The organism is Pseudarthrobacter quantipunctorum (assembly GCF_045291495.1).
Lineage (GTDB): Bacteria > Actinomycetota > Actinomycetes > Actinomycetales > Micrococcaceae > Arthrobacter > Arthrobacter quantipunctorum.
This window is the reverse complement of the sequence record NZ_CP148033.1, coordinates 3,590,226-3,609,496: the sequence shown is the minus strand read 5'-3', so window position 1 is coordinate 3,609,496 and position 19,271 is coordinate 3,590,226. Positions and strand designations below refer to the sequence as shown.

At 68.0% G+C, this 19,271-nt stretch carries 19 protein-coding genes; 15 read left to right on the top strand and 4 right to left on the bottom strand.

The genetic code is table 11. From position 1 onward, the window contains the following. Positions 1-175 precede the first annotated feature (175 nt). The gene (locus tag WHH00_RS16430) at positions 176-904 is read left to right on the top strand and encodes a hypothetical protein (protein ID WP_406634420.1); all 729 of its coding nucleotides are present in this window, start codon (positions 176-178) and stop codon (positions 902-904) included. Here WHH00_RS16430 and WHH00_RS16425 read toward each other — a convergent pair. Next, on the bottom strand, positions 901-1,956 hold the full coding sequence (locus tag WHH00_RS16425) for an NAD-dependent epimerase/dehydratase family protein (protein ID WP_406634418.1): 1,056 nt from the start codon (positions 1,954-1,956) through the stop codon (positions 901-903). The genes WHH00_RS16430 and WHH00_RS16425 overlap by 4 nt on opposite strands. A gap of 146 nt (positions 1,957-2,102) precedes the next feature. Here WHH00_RS16425 and WHH00_RS16420 point away from each other — a divergent pair, with 146 nt between their 5' ends. The 11 genes from WHH00_RS16420 (at position 2,103) to WHH00_RS16370 (ending at position 14,108) form a co-directional block, all read left to right on the top strand. Next, on the top strand, positions 2,103-3,068 hold the full coding sequence (locus WHH00_RS16420) for a sigma-70 family RNA polymerase sigma factor (RefSeq protein WP_406634416.1): 966 nt from the start codon (positions 2,103-2,105) through the stop codon (positions 3,066-3,068). Between the two features lie 260 nt (positions 3,069-3,328). Next, the gene (locus tag WHH00_RS16415; protein ID WP_406634414.1) at positions 3,329-3,865 is read left to right on the top strand and encodes a D-glycero-alpha-D-manno-heptose-1,7-bisphosphate 7-phosphatase; all 537 of its coding nucleotides are present in this window, start codon (positions 3,329-3,331) and stop codon (positions 3,863-3,865) included. Continuing rightward, positions 3,865-4,953 carry a glycosyltransferase family 9 protein gene (locus WHH00_RS16410; protein WP_406634412.1) on the top strand — a complete coding sequence of 363 codons (1,089 nt, stop codon included), beginning with the start codon at positions 3,865-3,867 and terminating at the stop codon, positions 4,951-4,953. Before WHH00_RS16415 ends, WHH00_RS16410 begins: the two co-directional genes overlap by 1 nt. Further along, the gene (locus WHH00_RS16405) at positions 4,950-5,993 is read left to right on the top strand and encodes a glycosyltransferase (RefSeq protein ID WP_406634410.1); all 1,044 of its coding nucleotides are present in this window, start codon (positions 4,950-4,952) and stop codon (positions 5,991-5,993) included. Before WHH00_RS16410 ends, WHH00_RS16405 begins: the two co-directional genes overlap by 4 nt. Then, entirely contained in the window at positions 5,990-7,243 is a 1,254-nt protein-coding gene (locus WHH00_RS16400) for a glycosyltransferase (RefSeq protein WP_406634408.1), read from the top strand. Before WHH00_RS16405 ends, WHH00_RS16400 begins: the two co-directional genes overlap by 4 nt. Further along, a complete protein-coding gene (locus tag WHH00_RS16395; RefSeq protein WP_400517794.1) occupies positions 7,240-7,950 on the top strand; it encodes an SIS domain-containing protein in 711 nt (236 codons plus the stop codon). Before WHH00_RS16400 ends, WHH00_RS16395 begins: the two co-directional genes overlap by 4 nt. After that, a complete protein-coding gene (locus tag WHH00_RS16390) occupies positions 7,947-9,356 on the top strand; it encodes a PfkB family carbohydrate kinase (protein ID WP_406634406.1) in 1,410 nt (469 codons plus the stop codon). Before WHH00_RS16395 ends, WHH00_RS16390 begins: the two co-directional genes overlap by 4 nt. A 63-nt stretch (positions 9,357-9,419) precedes the next feature. Further along, positions 9,420-10,136, top strand: a complete 717-nt coding sequence (locus tag WHH00_RS16385; protein ID WP_406634404.1) for an SDR family oxidoreductase — start codon at positions 9,420-9,422, stop codon at positions 10,134-10,136. A gap of 44 nt (positions 10,137-10,180) precedes the next feature. Beyond that, positions 10,181-11,608 carry an aldehyde dehydrogenase family protein gene (locus tag WHH00_RS16380; RefSeq protein WP_406634402.1) on the top strand — a complete coding sequence of 476 codons (1,428 nt, stop codon included), beginning with the start codon at positions 10,181-10,183 and terminating at the stop codon, positions 11,606-11,608. Beyond that, the gene (rfaE2, locus tag WHH00_RS16375; RefSeq protein WP_406634400.1) at positions 11,605-13,143 is read left to right on the top strand and encodes a D-glycero-beta-D-manno-heptose 1-phosphate adenylyltransferase; all 1,539 of its coding nucleotides are present in this window, start codon (positions 11,605-11,607) and stop codon (positions 13,141-13,143) included. Before WHH00_RS16380 ends, rfaE2 begins: the two co-directional genes overlap by 4 nt. A gap of 47 nt (positions 13,144-13,190) precedes the next feature. Next, positions 13,191-14,108 carry a spermidine synthase gene (locus WHH00_RS16370; protein ID WP_406634398.1) on the top strand — a complete coding sequence of 306 codons (918 nt, stop codon included), beginning with the start codon at positions 13,191-13,193 and terminating at the stop codon, positions 14,106-14,108. Between the two features lie 28 nt (positions 14,109-14,136). Here the strand turns inward: WHH00_RS16370 and WHH00_RS16365 are convergent, their stop codons facing one another. After that, positions 14,137-15,054: a LysR family transcriptional regulator gene (locus tag WHH00_RS16365; RefSeq protein WP_350000985.1), complete on the bottom strand. Its 918-nt coding sequence runs from the start codon at positions 15,052-15,054 to the stop codon at positions 14,137-14,139. Between the two features lie 236 nt (positions 15,055-15,290). Between WHH00_RS16365 and WHH00_RS16360 the strand changes: the two genes are divergently transcribed. After that, a complete protein-coding gene (locus WHH00_RS16360; RefSeq protein WP_406634395.1) occupies positions 15,291-16,040 on the top strand; it encodes a 3-hydroxybutyrate dehydrogenase in 750 nt (249 codons plus the stop codon). Between the two features lie 75 nt (positions 16,041-16,115). Here WHH00_RS16360 and WHH00_RS16355 read toward each other — a convergent pair whose 3' ends face one another. Further along, a complete protein-coding gene (locus WHH00_RS16355; protein ID WP_350000981.1) occupies positions 16,116-16,379 on the bottom strand; it encodes a hypothetical protein in 264 nt (87 codons plus the stop codon). A gap of 191 nt (positions 16,380-16,570) precedes the next feature. Beyond that, the gene (locus WHH00_RS16350; protein ID WP_406634393.1) at positions 16,571-16,963 is read right to left on the bottom strand and encodes a winged helix-turn-helix transcriptional regulator; all 393 of its coding nucleotides are present in this window, start codon (positions 16,961-16,963) and stop codon (positions 16,571-16,573) included. 98 nt (positions 16,964-17,061) lie between these two features. Here WHH00_RS16350 and WHH00_RS16345 point away from each other — a divergent pair, with 98 nt between their 5' ends. Both WHH00_RS16345 and WHH00_RS16340 read left to right on the top strand, forming a co-directional pair. After that, a complete protein-coding gene (locus WHH00_RS16345; RefSeq protein ID WP_350000978.1) occupies positions 17,062-17,925 on the top strand; it encodes an SDR family oxidoreductase in 864 nt (287 codons plus the stop codon). A 284-nt stretch (positions 17,926-18,209) separates the two neighbouring features. Next, a complete protein-coding gene (locus tag WHH00_RS16340) occupies positions 18,210-19,181 on the top strand; it encodes an NAD(P)-dependent alcohol dehydrogenase (protein WP_406634390.1) in 972 nt (323 codons plus the stop codon). Positions 19,182-19,271: the final 90 nt, after the last annotated feature.

Sequence of the window (19,271 nt, the reverse complement as noted above, 5' to 3'; positions counted from 1 at the left end):
TTTCCAAGAAGGCCGGTTGTTGATCAAGAACCAGCAGTACTGGCCGTAAAATAATAAGCATGATTACTAATAAAAGGTAAGTACCCTTGCTAAGCGAGTTATAAACGGTTCCAGCAGAGTCAGCCGGAAGGGCGCAGGCCGGTCCGGTCACATCAAGTGGAAAGTAGTGGGTGTTATGGAAACAGCTCCATGGGTTTGGGTGGTAGTCGGCGTCATTGTGGTGGTGCTGGTTGTGCTGCTATTGCTGGCAGGCGGACGTCGCAGGAAGGCTGTCCAGCAGAAGCGCGATGACGAACAGCGCGCTAAGGCAGCGGAAATCCGCCGCGAGGCCGAGATGAAGGATCTTGACGCCCGGGAGCGCGAGGCGAAAGCTACGCGTGCCAGGGCTGATGCGGAGCAGGCCCAGGTGGATGCGGCCAGGTTGCGCCAGCAGGCAGACCAGCAGGCCATGGAGGCCAAGGCGCTCCGCGACGATGTGAATGAACGGGCGCGGAAGGCGGACGAGCTCGATCCTGACGTCGACGGCGACCGTCGCGGCGATGTCCATCCGGACCGCCGCGACCGCAGCAACCGCGAGCGAGCCAGCCACGAAGGTATGGGCGGCGGCCCCGCTGAGGCACGCCGCGGCACTGTTGGCCGTGATGATGCCCGTGACGATGGAGGTGTCGCCCAACCTGGAGACCGCGGCATTGCCGGCCACGACGGCGTCCGGGACGATGCTGCGCACGATGGCGTCCGGGACGATGCTGCGCACGATGGCGTCCGCGACGATGCGGCCCACGGCGGCGTCCGGGACGATGCTGCGCGGCGGGACCGCCCGGCACGTGGGGACCTCGCCGATGAGGGAATCAATCCTGCCGAGGGCAGCCGCCGTGACCGGAAGGATCCGCACTCGGGCATCTAGTCCACGGGCGGTGCCGGTTTCCTTGGCTTGAGCACGGGGGAGGGAGTTACTCCTTCCCCCGTTCCCATGCCCTGGAGCACGGCCCTGACGGCGTCAGTAGACGGTATCGCCGGCTCCCAGCAGAGGATTCGGCGGGCCCGGCCGGTGTCCATGATGGGAGCGCCGGCTGCCATGTCCACCCATCCGGAATCTGTGGGCTGCAGCCGCAGCCGCCACGTCAGCCCGACGATCCAATGAAGCAGCCCCATGGGAATGGGGAGGATCCTCCGGGCGCCCACAATGCGGGCGATTTCCTGCGGCGTCAGTACGGGCTCTGCCGCAATATTGAAGGCCCCCGAAGCCCGCTGGTCGATAACGCGCCAGTAGGCGTCCGCCACGTCATCGGCGTGAACCGCCTGGAAGACCAGGCCGTCCGGGGCGGGAAGCAGTGGAATACGGAGCTTCCCCGGCAGCAGGCGTGGAATGGCCCGCCCCAGGAAATACCGTCCAATCTCGCTTCCGGCGTCGGACTGGAAAATTAGGCCTGGCCGGAGCCGTGCCACCGAGATGCCCGGTTCCGCTGCCAGGAACGCATCCAGGGCTTCTTCCTGCTCCGCCTTGTGCCGGCTGTAGTGGGAGCCCGCCATGCCGTGGACCGGCCATGATTCGTCGCGTCTTTGGTCTTTGGGTGCCTTGCTGTAGGCGCCGACGGACGAGGCACAGACCACCTGTTTCACCCCTGCCCTGGCCGCTGCCGCCAGCACGTTCCTGGTGCCGGTCACGTTGGTGCGGTACAGCTGTTCCAGGTCCCGGTTGGGCTGGATCTGCCAGGCCAGGTGAACCACGGAATCCACGCCTTCCAAGGCGGCGTCAAGCAGGGGCCGGTCGCTCTCCAGGCCGACGTCCAGGGTGTGCCACTCAACGCCGGAGTAGGGTTCCCGGCCCGTGTCCGGGCGGCGCCTGCTGATCCCCGTCAGCTTGAAGCTTCCGGGCTTTTCGGACAGTTTGGCCTGCAGTTTGCGGAGGAGTGCTGTCCCAGCATTTCCGCTGGCACCCGTGATGGCGATGTGCATGGCAAGGACTCCTTGGATGGCTTCCCGGTACGGCTGACACACCGAGCCTATATCCGGGGAGCATTGTTTTATAAGCAACCTTATGATTTCCTACTTCTAAGTCTTGCCGCAGGCTTTCGGACCCCTACCCGAGGGAACCAACGACAATGCCCGAAAACTTTCCCGCGCTTGCCGTGGATACGATGCACGTTCACCAGACCCAGCCAGGACTCCTGGGAAACAGCCCTTCCGGTACCAAGGCCGGACGGCTGCGCCAGACCTTCGAAAACGATCTGGTCCTCGGCTACCTGGACCTGGCCGAGGCCCTTGCTGCCCGGTTTGAAGCCCGCGGACGCGAACGCGCCGACCTGAACCAGGTTGCCTACCTTGGACTCGTCAAGGCCGCCCGCGGCTTCGACCAGTCCAAGGGTGAGAGCTTTCCCGCCTATGCAGCCCCCACCATCACGGGGGAGCTGAAGCGGTACCTTCGTGACCGCACGTGGGTGGTCCGCCCCCCACGGCACATCCAGGACCTGCGCACCCGGATGTTCCGGGCGGAGCCGGAGCTCACCCAGTCGCTGGGCAGGAGTCCCAGCGTTGACGAGCTGGCCGGGGCCCTGGACGAAGATCCCGCCGCCGTGCAGGAGGCCATCTCGGCGTCGTCCAGCATGCACCCCGACTCGCTGGACGCCGTCAACCCGCACTCCGACGCGCCGTCCATTGGCGAGGTGCTGGCATGCCCCGAGACGCCGCTGGAACGCCTGGAGGAGCTCGCCTGCCTGCGTGATGCCATCCAGGACCTGGACCCTGCGGACCGGGAGCTCCTGTACCGACGCTACTTCTGCGAGGAAACCCAGGTGCAGCTGGGAAAGCGGCTGGGCATGTCCCAAATGCAGGTCTCGCGCCGTCTTGCCCGCGTGCTGGTGGCCCTCCAGCGCAGGCTGGAGGACAGTGCCATCCCCGAACCGGGGAACGAAAGGCAAGCGAACACTGCCCGGGGAAATGCAGGCCATGGGGCCCGCATGGCACCGCTGGCCGGCGCGTCCTTGCGGACCGCCGACGGACTGGACAGTCCTGCCCCTTCCGGCAGGAGTGCTGCCCGCAGGGGCACCACACGGGCGGGGACAAGGTAGCCGCCAGGCTCCCCGGGAATCGTGAGTCCGCCGCGCCTTAATCCATTGCGCGCGAGTCCGCCCGGCCGAACCCGTGGCGGGGGAATCCGCAGCTCCTGGGCCCGGCGTTCCGTAACCCGCCAAAAGACCGAAGAAAGACCGCCAACGGGCACGGCGGGCGCTATCTTGCCTGTTCAGCGGCGTGGAGCCACAGCCCACCGAAAGCCGGGAAAATCGTCCGGCCCCGTTTAGGAGCAGCAGCAGAGGGGAACAGGGAGGACATGGGAAGCACCGAAACATCCAGGCTCAGGGCTGTCCTGTTCGACCGGGACGGGACCCTGGTGGTCGATGTGCCGTACAACGGGGATCCGGACCTTGTCCGGCCGATGCCCGGCGCCAAAGCCGTCCTCGATGCCCTGCGCTCTGATGGAATCGCCACCGGCGTGGTCAGCAACCAGTCCGGCATCGCCCGGGGCATGATCACTGCCGACGACGTCGCCAGGGTAAATGCGAGGGTTGAGGAACTGCTTGGCCCCTTTGACGTGTGGGAAGTCTGTCCCCACGCGGAGCAGGACGGCTGCCCGTGCCGGAAGCCCGCACCGGGAATGGTCCACAGCGCCTGCCGGAAGCTCGGGGTCCCGGAGTCCGAGGCGGCACTGATCGGTGACATCGGCGCCGACGTCAGGGCTGCGGAAGCAGCCGGCGCCACCGGCGTCCTGGTTCCCACCCCTGTCACGCTTGCCGCGGAGGTGGCTGACGCCCCGCTGGTGGCGCAGGACCTGGCCGCCGCCGTGCGCCTGCTGCAGGAGCGGCGGTAATGGGCCGCGTCCTGGTGGCGCGTCTGGACAGCATGGGCGATGTCCTTCTGGCCGGGCCTGCTGTCCGGGCCGTGGCGAACGGCCGGATTTCGGACGGCAGCCGGCCCAACCACGTGGTGATGCTGTGCGGCAGGCAAGGTGAGGCTGCCGCTGGCCTGCTGCCCGGCGTGGCGGAGGTCTACAGCTGGGACAGCCCCTGGATCATGAATCCCGCACCGAAAATGACCGGGCCGCACGCCGACAGGCTCATCGAGTACGTCCGCAATTCCAGGATCACCGAAGCCGTCATCCTGACCTCCTTCCACCAGTCCCCGCTGCCGCTTGCGCTGCTGCTCCGGCTGGCCGGCGTCGAACGGATCACCGGGGCGTCCACCGACTACGCCGGGTCCCTGCTGGACGTCCGGCTCAAGCCGGGGGAGGACTTTCCGGAAGACCAGCCCGAGGCGGAACGGGCCCTGGGCATCGCGGAGGCGGCAGGGTTCCGGCTGCCGGCGGGCGACGACGGCAAGCTCCGGGTGGCCTCCGTCCCCGACGTCCGCGACCTGGTGGGGCACGAACCCTACGTGGTGGTGCACCCCGGTGCGGCCGTGCCCGCAAGGGCCTGGCCCCCGCTGCACCACGCGGCCGCCGTCGAACTCCTCCAGGGTGCGGGCCACCGCGTGGTGGTGACCGGCGGACCGAGCGAAACCTCCCTCACCGCAACCGTTGCCGGACCCTCGGCGCTGGACCTCGGCGGGCGCACTGACCTGCAGACGATGGCCGGTGTCATGGCAGGAGCGGGGGCAGTCATCACCGGCAACACTGGTCCCGCGCACCTCGCGGCCGCTGTAGGCACTCCCGTTGCCTGCCTGTTTTCCCCTGTGGTCCCCGCCATCCGCTGGGCACCCTACGGGGTTCCGCTGGAACTCCTGGGGGACCAGAACGCTCGCTGCCGGATGACCCGCGCCCGCGTCTGCCCGGTTCCGGGACACCCCTGCCTGGACTCCGTTTCGCCCGAGGAAGTGGTGGCGGCAGTGGAACGCCTGATGGGCGGAGTGAGCTCCTTCAGTACCCACGTCAGCACCCGTAGAAAGGCCCGCAACAGATGAGAATCCTGCTCTGGCATGTCCACGGTTCCTGGACGGACGCCTTCGTGCGCGGACGCCATGAATACCTGCTCCCTGTCCTGCCCGCCGGTGGGCCCTGGGGCCTTGGCCGTGCCGGCAGGGAGTGGCCCGCATCGGTGCGGGAGGTGGACCTGGCGGCGCTGGACGCGGACGCCGTCGACGCCGTCGTGCTGCAACGACCGGAAGAAATTGCTGAAGTGGAGCGCGTGCTGGGCCGCCGGCCCGGTATTGACCTGCCGGCGGTGTATGTGGAGCACAACACCCCCAAGGGCGATTTCCCCTTCACACGGCACCCGCTCGCGGACCAGTCCGCCATCCCCCTGGTTCACGTCACCCACTTCAACCGGCTCGCCTGGGACAACGGATCTGCGGTGTCGACGGTGATCGAGCACGGAATACCGGACCCCGGGCAGCTCTACACGGGCGAGCTGGCGCAGCTGGGCGTGGTGGTCAATGAACCCGTCCGCCGCGGCCGCGTGACGGGAACCGACCTGCTGCCGTCCTTCGCGTCCGTGGCGCCGCTGCAGGTCTTCGGCATGAAGACGGACGGCCTGGCTGCCGCCGCAGGCATTGACTCCTCCCGGGTGACGTCCCGCGGCGACCTCAAGACCCAGGAACTGCACCGCGAACTGGCACGGTGCCGCGTCTACGTGCACCCGATGCGCTGGACCTCACTGGGCCTGTCCCTCCTGGAAGCCATGCACCTGGGGATGCCGGTGGTTGCCCTGGCAAGCACCGAAGCACCGCGGGCCGTGCCGCCGGAAGCGGGTGCCGTGTCCGCTGACATCGACGAGCTGGTCCGCTGTGCGCGGCGGCTGGTGGACAATCCGGAGGAAGCACGACGACGGGGAGCCGCCGCGCGTGAAGCGGCACTGGAACGGTACGGGCTGGGGAAGTTCCAGGACCGCTGGGATGAGCTGCTGGGGGACTTGGCCGGCCGGCCCAGGCGCATACAGACCGCCGGCAACACCGGCCTGGACGAGCGGATCCTTGTTCCGGCGCGAGAGAGGAAGACCCCATGAGAATCTCGATGATTTCAGAACACGCCAGTCCTTTGGCGGCCTTGGGCGGGGTGGATGCCGGCGGGCAAAACGTGCACGTTGCGGCATTGTCGGAGGCCCTTGCCAAACGCGGCCACCACGTCACCGTCTACACCCGCAGGGACGCAACGGAGCTTCCGGCCAGGGTACGGGTGGGGCGGCGCCTGGACGTGGTCCATGTGGATGCAGGGCCGGCCCGCCACGTTCCGAAGGACGAGCTCCTGCCCTTCATGGGTGAGCTCGCCGACGGCGTGGCCAGGGATTGGAGCCAGCGGCCGCCGGACGTGGTCCACGGGCACTTCTGGATGTCAGGCCTGGCCGCCCTGGACGCGGCCCGGCGCCCCGAGTCCGGGTACCGGGTCCCTGTCATCCAGACCTTCCACGCGCTGGGGACCGTCAAACGCAGGCACCAGGGCGCCGAGGACACCAGCCCGGGGGAACGCCGCTGGCTCGAACCGGGTGTGGGCAGGTCCGCGGACAGGATTATCGCCACCTGCTCGGACGAGGTTTTCGAGCTCAAGGCCATGGGCATCGACACCGGCAAGATTTCCATTGCCCCCTGCGGCGTGGACCTGGATTTCTTCTCGGCTGACGGTCCCGTGGCGGCAAGGACGGCGAGGTACCGGATCCTCTCGGTGGGCCGCCTGGTGCCGCGCAAGGGAGTAGACCTGGTGATCCGGGCACTGCCTTACCTGCGCGAGGCAGGGTTCGACGGCGTCGAGCTGCTGATCGTGGGCGGCGGCGGGGATTCCGGGGTCCTTGACGCGGATCCGGAGGTGCGCCGCCTGCTGGGCCTTGCCGCCGAACTCGGGGTGGCGGATCAGGTGCGGCTGCAAGGACAGGTCTCCCGCAGCGAGATGCCCGGAATCTTCCGCAGCGCCGACGCCGTGGTGTGTGCCCCTTGGTACGAGCCCTTTGGCATTGTCCCGCTGGAAGCCATGGCCTGCGGCGTCCCAGTGGTGGCTGCCGCCGTCGGTGGTCTCCGCGACACAGTGGTGGACCACGGAACCGGGCTGCACGTGCCGCCCCGCGACCCGGAAGCCATCGCCTCCGCCCTGGCCATGCTGCTCGATAATCCTGCACTGCGGACGGAGCTTGGAAACGCGGGCAAGGTGCGCGCCCGCACCCGGTACTCCTGGGACCGGGTGGCCGCCGAAACCGAAAAGGCCTACCAGCTCGCTGTGGCAGGAGCTCCTGCCGGCGTTTCCCCGATGGAAGGAGCGGCGCTGTGACTCCGGAATGGTCCCTTCGTGACGCCGGGCTGCGTACCCTGGCCGCCCCTGCGGCCCTGCCGCCCGTCCTGCCCGGTTCCGGGTTTGTGGACCCGGCAACCGCAGATATCGTCCAGACCCACCTGGACAACGTAGTGCCGGCGCTGGATTCGCTGCGGCGCCAGTCCGGCCGCCTGGCCGCCTGGGGAGTGGAGCTTGCGCAGCGCCTGCTGCGCGGGCAGCGCCTCCTGGCCGCAGGGAACGGCGGTTCAGCTGCGGAGGCACAGCATCTCACCGCCGAGCTGGTGGGCAGGTTCGACGGCGAGCGCGTCCCGTTCTCTGCCATCTCGCTGCACGCCGAGTCCTCGGCCGTCACAGCTATCGCCAACGACTATGGGTACGACGACGTCTTTGCGCGCCAGGTGCGTGCGCACGGCCGCTCCGGTGACGTGCTGATGCTGCTTTCCACCAGCGGGAAGAGCCCCAACCTGCTGCGGGCAGCGGAGGTGGCCGCCCGGCTCAACATCACCACCTGGGCGCTCACCGGCGCCGGCCCCAACCCCTTGTCCGAGGCCTGTGACGAGGCGGTAATGATCGATGCCCTCAACGCGAATGCGCAGGAGGGGCACCTGATCGCCCTGCATGCCATGTGCCGCGCGTTTGACCTGGAGGTGGGACGCCGCGGCGTTCCCGACGCCGGCCTGCCGGGGCGGGGAGGCCGGGCATGAGGATCGTCGTGGTGGGCGACGTGATGCTGGACGTGGACCTGTCCGGGGAAGCCACCCGGCTCAGCCCCGACGCGCCTGTTCCGGTGGTGGACGTCTCCGGGGTCAAACGGCGCGCAGGCGGTGCCGGCTTGGTGGCGCGGATGCTGGCGGAGGACGGCTGGCCCGTCACCCTGGTGACTGTCCTGGGCGATGACGACGCCGGGCGGCAGCTTGAAGCGCACCTCGCCGGGGTACGGCTTGTGTCCGGCCCCAGCGGCCATCCCTCTCCGGTCAAGACCCGGGTCAGGGCGGGATCGCACCCGGTGGTGCGCTTTGACCAAGGCTGCGGCAAGGCGCCTGTTCCGGAAGCCAGCCCGGCCATGCTCCGTGCGGTTGAGCAGGCAGGCGTGATCATCGTGGCCGACTACGGCAGGGGCCTGGCGGAGAATCCGCAGCTCAGGGACCTCCTGGCCCGGCTCGCCGGCAGCGTACCCATCATCTGGGATCCGCATCCTTCGGGACCACAGCCGGTCCCGGGCGTGGCCGTGGTGACGCCCAACCTCGCCGAGGCCAGCAAGGCGGCAGGGGCCTACGCCAACCTCCAGGACACAGCGACGCAGGACCCGGCAGCCCGGGCCGGCCGGATCCTGATGGAGCATTGGCAGAGCCGCGCCGTCCTGGTCACGAAGGGCGAGCAGGGAGCAGTCCTGCTGCAACAGGGCAGCGACTCTGCGCAGGCTGTGCCGGCGCCACGGGTGGAAGCGGGCGATCCCTGCGGTGCAGGTGACAGGCTCGCGGCCAGCCTGGCAGTCCACCTCCTGGCAGGCCGCGAACTCGGGGAGGCAGCCAGGCTGGCAGTCCATGACGCCGCGGATTTCCTGGCCAGCGGGGGAGTGTCCGCGCTGCCGGACCCGGCCGGCCCCACTGCAGCCGCCCCGAAGCCGCCGAACCAGGCAGCCGGCAGGCTCCGCACCAGCGAACCGCTGCTGCTGGCCCGCGCGGTGCGGGACAACGGCGGGACAGTCGTGGCCACAGGTGGCTGCTTCGACCTGCTGCACGCCGGCCATGTCCGCTCCCTCGCCGCGGCCCGCGAACTGGGCGACTGCCTGATCGTCTGCCTCAACTCGGATGACTCTGTCCGCCGGCTCAAGGGGCCGGAGCGTCCCATCATCAGCCAGCAGGACAGGGCAGAACTGCTGCTGGCCATGGAGTGTGTGGACGCGGTGATGGTCTTCGATGAGGACACCCCGGAAGCCGCCCTGGAACGCCTTCGCCCGGACATCTGGGTCAAGGGCGGGGACTACAAGGGTGCCCGCCTGCCGGAGGCCGACCTCGTGGAGAAATGGGGAGGCCGCTGCCTTACCGTCCCCTACCATCCTGCCCGTTCCACCACCGGCCTGGCCGATGCCCTTGCCAAGGTGAGCTGACCGCGGCCCTGCCGCACGTCTTTGTATCCCCCCTGATTTTGTATTCCCACTGAAAGGAACACCATGACTGCAGAAGTGAATGTGCCTGGAACCAACAACCCCGGCCGCGTGCTCGTCACGGGAGGTGCCTCCGGACTGGGGGCCGCCGTCGTCGACGCCGTCCTTAAGGCAGGCGGCACCCCGGTGGTGCTGGACCGGGACATCAGCAATGTCTCCGCCGTGAAGGCCTTCGAAGTGGACGTGGCGGACCGCGCGGCGGTGGAAGCCGCCGTCAAGGAAGCCGCCGAATCACTGGGCGGCCTGGAGGCCGTGGTCACCGCCGCCGGCATTGACCGCTGCGGGAAACTGGCGGACGTTGAGGCCACTGAGTGGGAAAAGGTGATTGGGGTAAACCTCATGGGCACCGTCTCGGTGGTCCGGGCCGCCCTGCCCTACCTCAAGGCCAGCCACGGCCGGGTAGTGACTGTCGCTTCCACCCTGGGCAAGCGGGCCGTTGCCGATGCCACCGCCTACTGCGCCTCCAAGTTCGGCGTGGTGGGATTCAGCCACGCGCTCGCAGCAGAAACCGGGGGCGAAATCGGCGTGACCACAATGATCCCCGGCGGCATGAAAACCCGGTTCTTCGACGACCGTACGGAGCAGTACAAGCCGCAGGACGATTCCCGCCTGAACGATCCCGCCAACACGGCCCAGGCAATCCTCTTTGCCCTGTCACAGCCCACCGGATGCGAGGTCCGGGAAATGCTGATCTGCCACGAGGAAGAGGGCTCCTGGCCCTAAACGCAACAGGCCACCAGACCGGAAAACCGACGGGGAGGAACACCATGCCCACCACTGCCACTGAAATACCCACAGACGCCGAAGCAGCAGACCGCTCCGGGATCACCATCCGCAACCCTCGTTCCGGTGAGGTCCTCTGGACCGTGGCCGAGGCCCAGCCCGATGCAGTGACCCGCGCCGTCGAGGTTGCCCGGAGCGCCGCGGCGGACTGGGCTTCCACTGCCCCGGCAGAGCGTGGAGCCGCACTCCGCAACGCCGCGCGGGCGCTCGATGTGGCCGCCGGGGAACTGGCCGGATTGAACGCCAGCGAAACGGGACGGCCGGTGGAAGAGTCGCTGGCCGGGATCGCGGCCGGAGTCTCCACCCTGGAGCAGTACGCCGAGCTTGGCCCTGTCCATCGCGGCCTCAGCCTGCGCGGCAACCAGCTGGCCTCGGACTATACGGTGGCGGAACCGCGCGGAGTCGCTGCGCTCCTTACCCCATGGAACGATCCCGTGGCGGTGGCCTGCGGGCTGATCGGCGCGGCACTGGTTACCGGCAACACGGTGGTCCACAAGCCCAGCGAACGCTGCCCGCGCCTCGGTGAGGCGTTGGGGGAGGTGCTGTCCGCGGCCTTCCCGGCCGGCGTGTTCCAGACGGTCACCGGCGGGGCGGGCGTGGGTGCACTCCTTGCCCAATCCGGGGCGGACGTCATCGCCCACGTCGGATCCAGTGCGGCCGGCGCCAATATTGCGCGGGCCGGCGCCATGACCGGAGCGCATGTCATCCGGGAGAACGGTGGCAATGATCCCCTGCTGGTGGACCGCGACGTCGATCCCGTCTGGGCGGCAGAACAGGCCGCGATGGGCGCCTTCAGCAACAGCGGCCAGATCTGTGTGGCGGTTGAACGGATCTATGTCCATGAAGCCATCGCCGCGGAGTTTTGCGCTGCCCTGGAGGCGGAGGCAGCTCTCCGGAACGGCGACGGCACGGTGGCCCCGCTGGTGGACGAGCGCATGCGCGATGCCGTCCATGCCCACGTCACCGATGCGCTGGAAAAGGGTGCACATGCGCTCGAGGGCGGTTTACTCCCGGACGGGCCGGGCGCGTTCTACCCCGCAACGGTCCTGACCGGATGCACGGACAGCATGGAAGTGATGACGGAGGAGACTTTTGGGCCGGTGGCCCCGGTCCAGGTGGTGAAAACGTTCGACGACGGCCTGCGGCTGGCATGCAGCGGCAAGTACGGCCTCGCCGCCACGGTGCTGTCCGGCAACATCGCCCACATCCAGCAGGCGGTGGCCGCCCTCCCGGTGGGCACCGTGAAAATCAACGAGGTGTTCGGCGGTGCCCCCGGCGGTGCTGCCCAGCCGCGTGGCATCAGCGGCGCCGGCTTCGGGTACGGCCCCGAACTGCTGGATGAGTTCAGCCGGGTCAAAGTGGTGCACATTGCGGCGCCGCCCGAAGCGGCCCCACAGAAGGACCGGCCATGAGCCCGACCCCAGAGGCCGTGGACCTTTCGCAGCAGCGCGCCCTCGCGGACTGGCTGCCGGGGCGTCTCGCCGCCGAACAGCCGGCCATCCTGGTGCTGGGCGACGTCATGCTGGACGGCTGGTGGAGCGGGAGCATCGAGCGGCTGTGCCGGGAGGCCCCCGCACCGGTGGTGGACGTGCAGAACCGCGAGTCTGTGCCGGGCGGGGCCGCGAACACCGCCATGAACCTGGCCGCCCTGGGGGCCCGGGTCTCCGTTGCGGGCATCATTGGAACCGACGACGCCGGCATGGACCTCCGCAACCAGCTGGTGGCGGCCGGGATCGATGTCACCTACCTCCTCGACCACCCGGACATGGTCACCACCACCAAGATCCGCATCAGCAGCGGCGGCCAGGTGATGCTCCGCATCGATGACTCAGCCAGGTCCGTGCCCGCCGAAGCGCTGGCCGAGCTTGCGGCGTCGGTGCGCTCCGCCGTCGAACACCAGCACGCGGTGATGGTATGCGACTACGGCACCGGTGTTCTGGCTGACCCTGTCCGCCGGGGCCTGGTGGACGCCCTCGCGGGCAGGGACCGCGCGGAGCCCGGCGTCCGGCCCCTGCTGGTGGTCGACTCCCACGACCCCCGCCCGTGGGCGCCGCTCCGCCCGGACCTGGTAACCCCCAACGCCCAGGAAACGGCGCGGATGCTGGACCTCCGGCTCCCGGAAGGACAGGAGAGGGTGGCGGAGGTAAGCCGGCACGCGGATGCGCTGCTGGAGGCAACGGGTGCGGGGGCCGTGGTGGTCACCCTGGACCGTGACGGTACCGTGCTGCTGAGGCCCGACGGCGTGACGCACCGGACGTGGGCGCGCCCGGCTGCCGAAAAACAGGCATCGGGAGCCGGTGACACCTTCGTGGCCGCACTGACCCTGGCCAGATCGGCAGGCCTGCCCCTCACGGCAAGCCTGGACCTGGCGCAGGCAGCCGCCGACGTCGTGGTGCACCAGCCGGGCACATCGGTCTGCAGCACGGCTCAGCTCAGCCGCTACCTGAAGGCGTTCGCGGACACCGCGCTGGAGGCCGGCGAGCTCGAACGGCAGCTGGAGCTCCACCGCGCGCAGGACCAGCGCATCGTCCTGACCAACGGCTGCTTCGACGTCCTTCACAGCGGCCACACCCGCTACCTGAACCAGGCCAAGCAGCTGGGGGACATCCTGGTGGTGGCGCTCAACAGTGACGAGTCCGTGCGGCGGCTGAAGGGCGCGGGCCGCCCCATCAATGCGGTGGCGGACCGGGCCGCCGTGGTGGCGGCGCTGAGCTGCGTGGACTACGTGACGGTCTTTGATACGCCCACCGCGGCGCCGTTGATCCGGCAGCTGCGTCCCGAGGTCTACGCCAAGGGCGGGGACTACACCCCGGAGATGCTGGCCGAGACGCCGGCCGTGGAGGAATACGGCGGCCGCGTTGCCATCCTGGACTACGTGGCGGACCGTTCCACCACCGCTGTGGTGAACAAGATCCGCGACGGCGAGGGGGCCGTGCAGACCAACTAGGGTTGAGAACTGGACTTGGTTGGTTTGAGTGAAGCGGGGCACGGGTAATGGCGAAACGCGGGAAGCCGGGGGGCCGCGGCAGCCGTCCCACGGCGGGAGTGGTGGAGGTTCCCAGGGGAACCCGGCCGGACGGCCCGGTTGAGGGCGTCTACTACATCGACACCGGAGACTGCGAGCTGATCGCCGACCAGGACAACTCCACCGGCTGGCTCCTGAAAATCAACGGCGTCATGAGCTCCCACATCGACCTCGCCGACCCGTTGTTCCTGGACTTTGAATACATGCGGTGGATGGCAGCGCTCATCGAGTCGCGCTGGCCGCCGTCGGAGGCGTCATCCGGACCCAAGCTTCGCGGCCTGCACCTTGGCGGTGGAGCATGCTCGCTGGCGCGGTACTTCCACGCCGCCTACCCGGACGCGCGGCAGGTGGTGGTGGAGCTGGACGGCAAGCTGGCCGAGTACGTCCGCGGCTGGTTCGACCTGCCCAAGGCGCCCCTGCTGCGGCTCCGCGTGGGGGAGGCCCGCGACGTGACCGAGACCCTGACGGCGGACACCCGGGACTTCATCATCCGGGACGTGTTTGCCGGGGCTGTCACCCCGCGTCCCCTGACCACCGCGGAATTTACCCGGCACGTCAAGCGCGTCCTGGCGCCTGGCGGAGTCTACGTGGTGAACTCGGGTGACGCGCCGGACCTCAAGAACGCCAGGGAGGATGCCGCCACCATTGCGGCGTCCTTCAAACACACCGTGATCATCGCGGACCCCGCCATGCTGAAGGGCCGCCGCTACGGAAACATGGTGATGGCAGGCAGCGATACCCCGTTCGGCGACGACCCCAAGCTCCACCGGCGGCTCCTGGGTGGTGCAGTCCCTGCACACCTGTGGGACGACGCCCAGGTCCGGGCATTCGCGGCAGGGGCACCTGTGCGGCACGACCCGCCCGCAACCCCATCGATTGCTCCGTAACTGCCGTTTCCACCCCCGAAAACGACAGTTACGGAGCAGCCGGCGAGGTTTTTCCACGGCCCAGCAGCCATTCCCGGTGTTCGGCCATCTGTTCCCGCAGTGCCTGCACCACAGCCGCCACGGCCGGGCGCCGCAGCGAATCCGGCCGGAGCACCATCCAGTAGGGCAGCAGTTCGGCGATCTCGGCCGGCAGCAGGCGGACCAGGTCAGGGTGGAGGTCGCCCATGAAGCAGGGCAGGAAACCGATCCCCGCGCCGGCGCGCGTTGCCTCCACGTGGACAAAGACATTGGTGGAGGTGAGGCCGTCCCGCATGGCCGGCACCAGCCGGCGGGGCGCGTCCAGGTCATCCACCTGCAGCATCGAGTCCACGAAATAGACCAGCGGGTGGTCATTGAGCTCCGCCACCGTGGCCGGCGTGCCGTGCTCGGCCAGGTAGGCGCGCGAGGCGTACATTCCCAGCATGTACTCACCCAGCCGCATGGCCTCGGCCCGGTGCACCTGGGGTTCGCCCACCACCACCTCGATGTCCAGGCCGGACCTCTGCTGCAGCGCACGCCGCGTCATGGTCACCACCTCAACGCTCAGCCCGGGATGGTCCCGCCGCAGTCGCGCCACCGCCGGTGCGGCGATATAGGCGCTGAAGCCATCGGTTGCGGTCATGCGTACGACGCCGGTAATCGGGTCGGGTGCCCGTCCGGCGGGTCCCAGGGCGCCCACCACCGCTTCGACCTGCTCAGCGGCCTGGACCGCCTGAGCTCCCAGGACGGTCAGCTCCCATCCTCCGGGGGCACGGGCCAGGACCCTTCCGCCGAGTGCCTTCTCCAGGGAGGCGATCCGGCGGGAAACTGTGGTGTGGTTCAGGCCCAGTGCCTGCGCGGCGGCCGTGAACCTGGCGGTGCGGGACACCGCAAGGAGCACCAGCAGGTCATCCGGATTGACGTTCATATCTGCAATTCTGCACACAGCACGTGCTGCATTGGCTATTGAAGGCGCATGTCCGTGCAGTAAGACTCAGTGAAGCCATTAGTGCTGGAGGTCACAGCACGTGTCGCCGTGGACACGGAGGAGAAACCCATGAGCGCTGAACAGCTCCCGGCAGATAGCACTGCCGGACCTGCCCCGTTAGACGGTGCGCTGCGTGACCGGCCGGAAATTCTGTTAGAAAGCCCGAGGGGACTGCCATGGAAAACACTTTGAACGGCCGCAAGGCACTGATTACCGGGGGAGCGGGCGGGATCGGCGCTGCCAGCGCGCGGGCCCTCGCCGCCCGGGGTGCCAAGGTGGTGATCGCGGACGTCGACGCCGCCGCGGCGGAAGCACTTGCGGATGAAGTGGGAGGCACCACCTGGGCCGTTGACCTGCTGGACGTGGACTCGCTCGCAACCCTGAGCCTTGACTGCGACATCCTGGTGAACAATGCCGGGATCCAGCGCATCAGCTCCATCGAGGACTTCGAGCCGGCCGATTTCCGTCGCCTGGTTACCCTGATGCTGGAGGCGCCGTTCCTGTTGATCCGGGCGGCGCTGCCGCACATGTATGCGAACAATTTCGGCCGGATCATCAATCTCTCCTCGGTGCACGGGATCCGGGCTTCTCCCTTCAAGAGCGCCTACGTCTCCGCCAAGCACGGCCTGGAGGGGCTGAGCAAGGTGACGGCGCTTGAGGGCGGGGAGCACGGGGTTACCTCCAACTGCATCAACCCCGGATATGTGCGCACCCCGCTGGTGGAGTCGCAGATCGCGGACCAGGCCAAGGTGCACGGGATCCCTGAGTCGGAGGTCCTGGCCAAAGTCATGCTGACCGAGTCTGCCGTCAAAAGGTTGGTGGAGCCGGAAGAAGTGGCCTCACTGGTTGCCTGGCTTGCGTCGGACCACGCGGGTATGGTGACAGGCGCCAGCTACACGATGGATGGCGGCTGGTCGGCACGCTAGCCGCCTGGCACAGGAGTTTTCGTCCAGATATGCAGGCTTCCGCGGGCGTCCACCCCTGCATATCTGGACAAAAACTCAATCCAGCTGCTTGATTTGCCGGTGGTCGTAGAAGAACACGCCGTGGGCGGTATCCACACCCACGGATGTTCCCTGCTGGAAAACCACCACTCCCTCGCGGCGGCCCTTGAACGGGTCATCCGCCACCACGGCGTCACCGATGTTGTAGGGTGACCGCGGGGCGAAGGGCTTCAGCATGCGGTTCCATGTTTGGGCTGCAACGCTGGTCAAGCTGATGGGCCGGCCCATGCTCGACGGGTCCCGGACAACGGCTTTGGCCATATGTACCAACTCCTCGGAAGCGGCGCAGGCCGCCCACTTATGGTGCAGGTTAACCGGAACGTTCCCAGCAGAGGGCGGCCCTCCCATTCCGGCTGGCACCTTACGTCAAAGCTAGGCGCTATTCACACCAGTCACACCAGTAACAGGTACTCGCTTTTGGCAAGGCCGGTACTTGCCTGTGACAGTGAAACTCAACGCTGGCCGTTGACGATGTCCTCCGCGTTCTCGAAGGCCCACGCAACCAGCGGAACCAGGAGGGCGCTCAGCCCGTACCCGCGCTCGGTGAGGCTGTAATCCACCCGGGGCGGAATCACCGGCTGCGCGTCCCGGCGCACCAGGCCGTCCCGCTCCAGGGTCTTGAGGGTCTGTGCCAGCATCTTTTCGCTGATGCCCTCGGCCCGGCGCCGCAGGTCGCTCCACCGCTGCTCGCCCTCGGAAAGCGCAAGCAGGATCAGCACTCCCCATTTACTGGTGACGTGGTCCAGCACGGTCCGGCTGGGGCACCCGGCCGGGAAGACGCCGTCGGCAAGGTCGACCGGAAGTGGTGCTGCCTGGGGAGGGCGGTCAGAGGCACTAACTTTCATGTAAGTACCTTACCTGAAAGTGCGTACTCTCTTTGGGGAAGTAATGAAAACTCCTGGTGGTTGTGCTTCACGACAGACACCCTACGGAAGGAATTTTCATGAGCATCGTCATCACCGGAGCAACCGGTCAGCTGGGCCGCCACGTCGTCGAGGCCCTGCTGGAGCGCAGCGTCCCAGCCGGGGAGATTGTGGCCGCGGGGCGTTCAGTGGAAAAGCTGGCCGGCTTTGCCGCGCGCGGCGTTCAGGTCAAGGCAATGGACTATGCGGATGCGTCCTCCGTGGCCTCGGCACTGAAAGGCGCCCGGAAAGTGCTGCTCATCTCCGGCAGCGAGGTTGGCCAGCGCGTGGAGCAGCACCGCACCGTGATCGAGGCCGCGAAGGCCGAAGGCGTGGAGCTGTTGGCCTACACCAGCATCGCCAACGCCGACAGCACGGGGATGAAGCTGGCGGCCGAGCACCAGGCCACCGAGGCCATCCTGCGGGACTCAGGGGTTCCCTTCGTTCTGCTGCGGAACGGCTGGTACCTGGAGAACTACACCGACCAGCTGCCGGGAACCCTGGCGCAGGGTGCCCTGGCCGGGAGCGCCGGCGACGGCAAGGTCAGCGGCGCCGCGCGTGCGGACTACGCCCACGCCGCCGCTGCCGTGCTCGTGGCTGGGGGCCAGGCGGGCAAGGTGTATGAACTGGGCGGTGACGAACCCTTCAGCATGGCGGACCTCGCAGCCCAAATCAGCGCGGCCACCGGAAAAACCATCACCTACAACGACCTGCCTGCAGATGACTACGCAAACCTGCTGGCCGGGGTGGGGGTCCCGGAGGCCTTCGCGGAGATCCTGGCCGACTCGGACCTGGGCATCGCCCGCGGGGACCTGCTGGTAAGCAGCGGAGACCTGCGCAGGCTGCTTGGACGGCCTGCCACCTCGCTGGCTGAGGCTGTGCAGGCGGCCGCTGCCGCCGTATAGCGGCGGAGCTTCTGCGTTTGGCACTGGGCGGAGGCCTCCGGCCGGCAGCCGGCAACTGCTGCCGGCCGGAGGCGCAGGGGAACCGCAGAATCCGCCGTGGGTTCTGATAACCATGGGCGGCGGTGGGGCCGGCGCACAAGAGGTGGTCCCGCCGTCGGCCGCCCCCTTGACGCGGTGCTGGCTTTTCCCTAGGTTGGGGGCCTGCTGCCAGCGCGCCGGACGGTGCGGGACAGGCTGCCGGGGAATGCGTTCCGGTACCTGCGGCGGCCCAACGGAGATCAAGCATGAAAGCTATCGTGCAGGACGTCTATGGGACCGCGGACGTACTTGAGCTGCGGGATATTGCCCGGCCTGCAGCGGGCAAGGGGGAGGTCCTGGTCAGCGTGCGGGCCGCCGGGGTGGAGCAGGGCGTGTGGCACCTGATGACCGGGCTGCCCTACTTGATCCGGCTTTTTGGCTTTGGCCTGAAGAAGCCCAAAGTGCCCGTGCGGGGCCGGGAAGTGGCCGGCGTTGTGGAGGCGGTTGGAGCCGGCGTGACCCGCCTCAAGGCTGGGGACGAGGTCTTTGGCACGTCGGAGGGGTCCTTTGCCGAGTACGTGTGTGCCAGGGAGGGCAGGCTTGCCGCGAAACCCCGGAACCTCTCATTCGAAGAAGCGGCAGTGGCGCCCATCTCCGGCGTCACGGCCCTGCAGGCGGTAAGGGACGCCGGGCATGTTACGGTCGGCCAGAAGGTGCTGGTCATTGGGGCCGGCGGGGGAGTGGGGTCCTTCGCGGTGCAAATAGCCAAGGCCTTTGGTGCGGACGTGACGGGGGTGTGCAGCACGGGCAAAGTTGAACTGGTCCGGTCCCTCGGCGCTGACGCAGTGGTGGATTACACGCGGGAGGACTTTGCTGCTGGCGGGGTGCGGTACGACGTCATCCTGGACACCGCCGGCAACCGTCCGCTCTCCGTCCTCAAACGTGCGCTCGGCCCGCGGGGCACGCTGGTGCTCGTCGGAGGCGAGCGCGGTGGAAAGCTGACCGGTGGCTTCGAAAGGTCACTCGCGGCACCCTTGTTCTCGCTTTTCTCCCGGCAGAAATTCAAGGGCCTGGTGTCGAAGGAGACGCACCTTGACCTTGAAGCCCTGGCATCCCTCGTTGAAGCCGGGAGCGTTAAGCCAGTTGTGGACAAGGTCTTCACGCTTGCGGAAGCACCGGCCGCCATCACCTATCTCCGGGAGGGCCGCAGCCTCGGGAAAGTAGTGGTCAGGATCTGATCCTGGCTTTTGCCCTGCAGCAGCAGGGTTTGTTGTTTATCCATGGCGGGGACTCCACCTAAGCGTTCACAGTCGCCGCCCCTGCGGTGT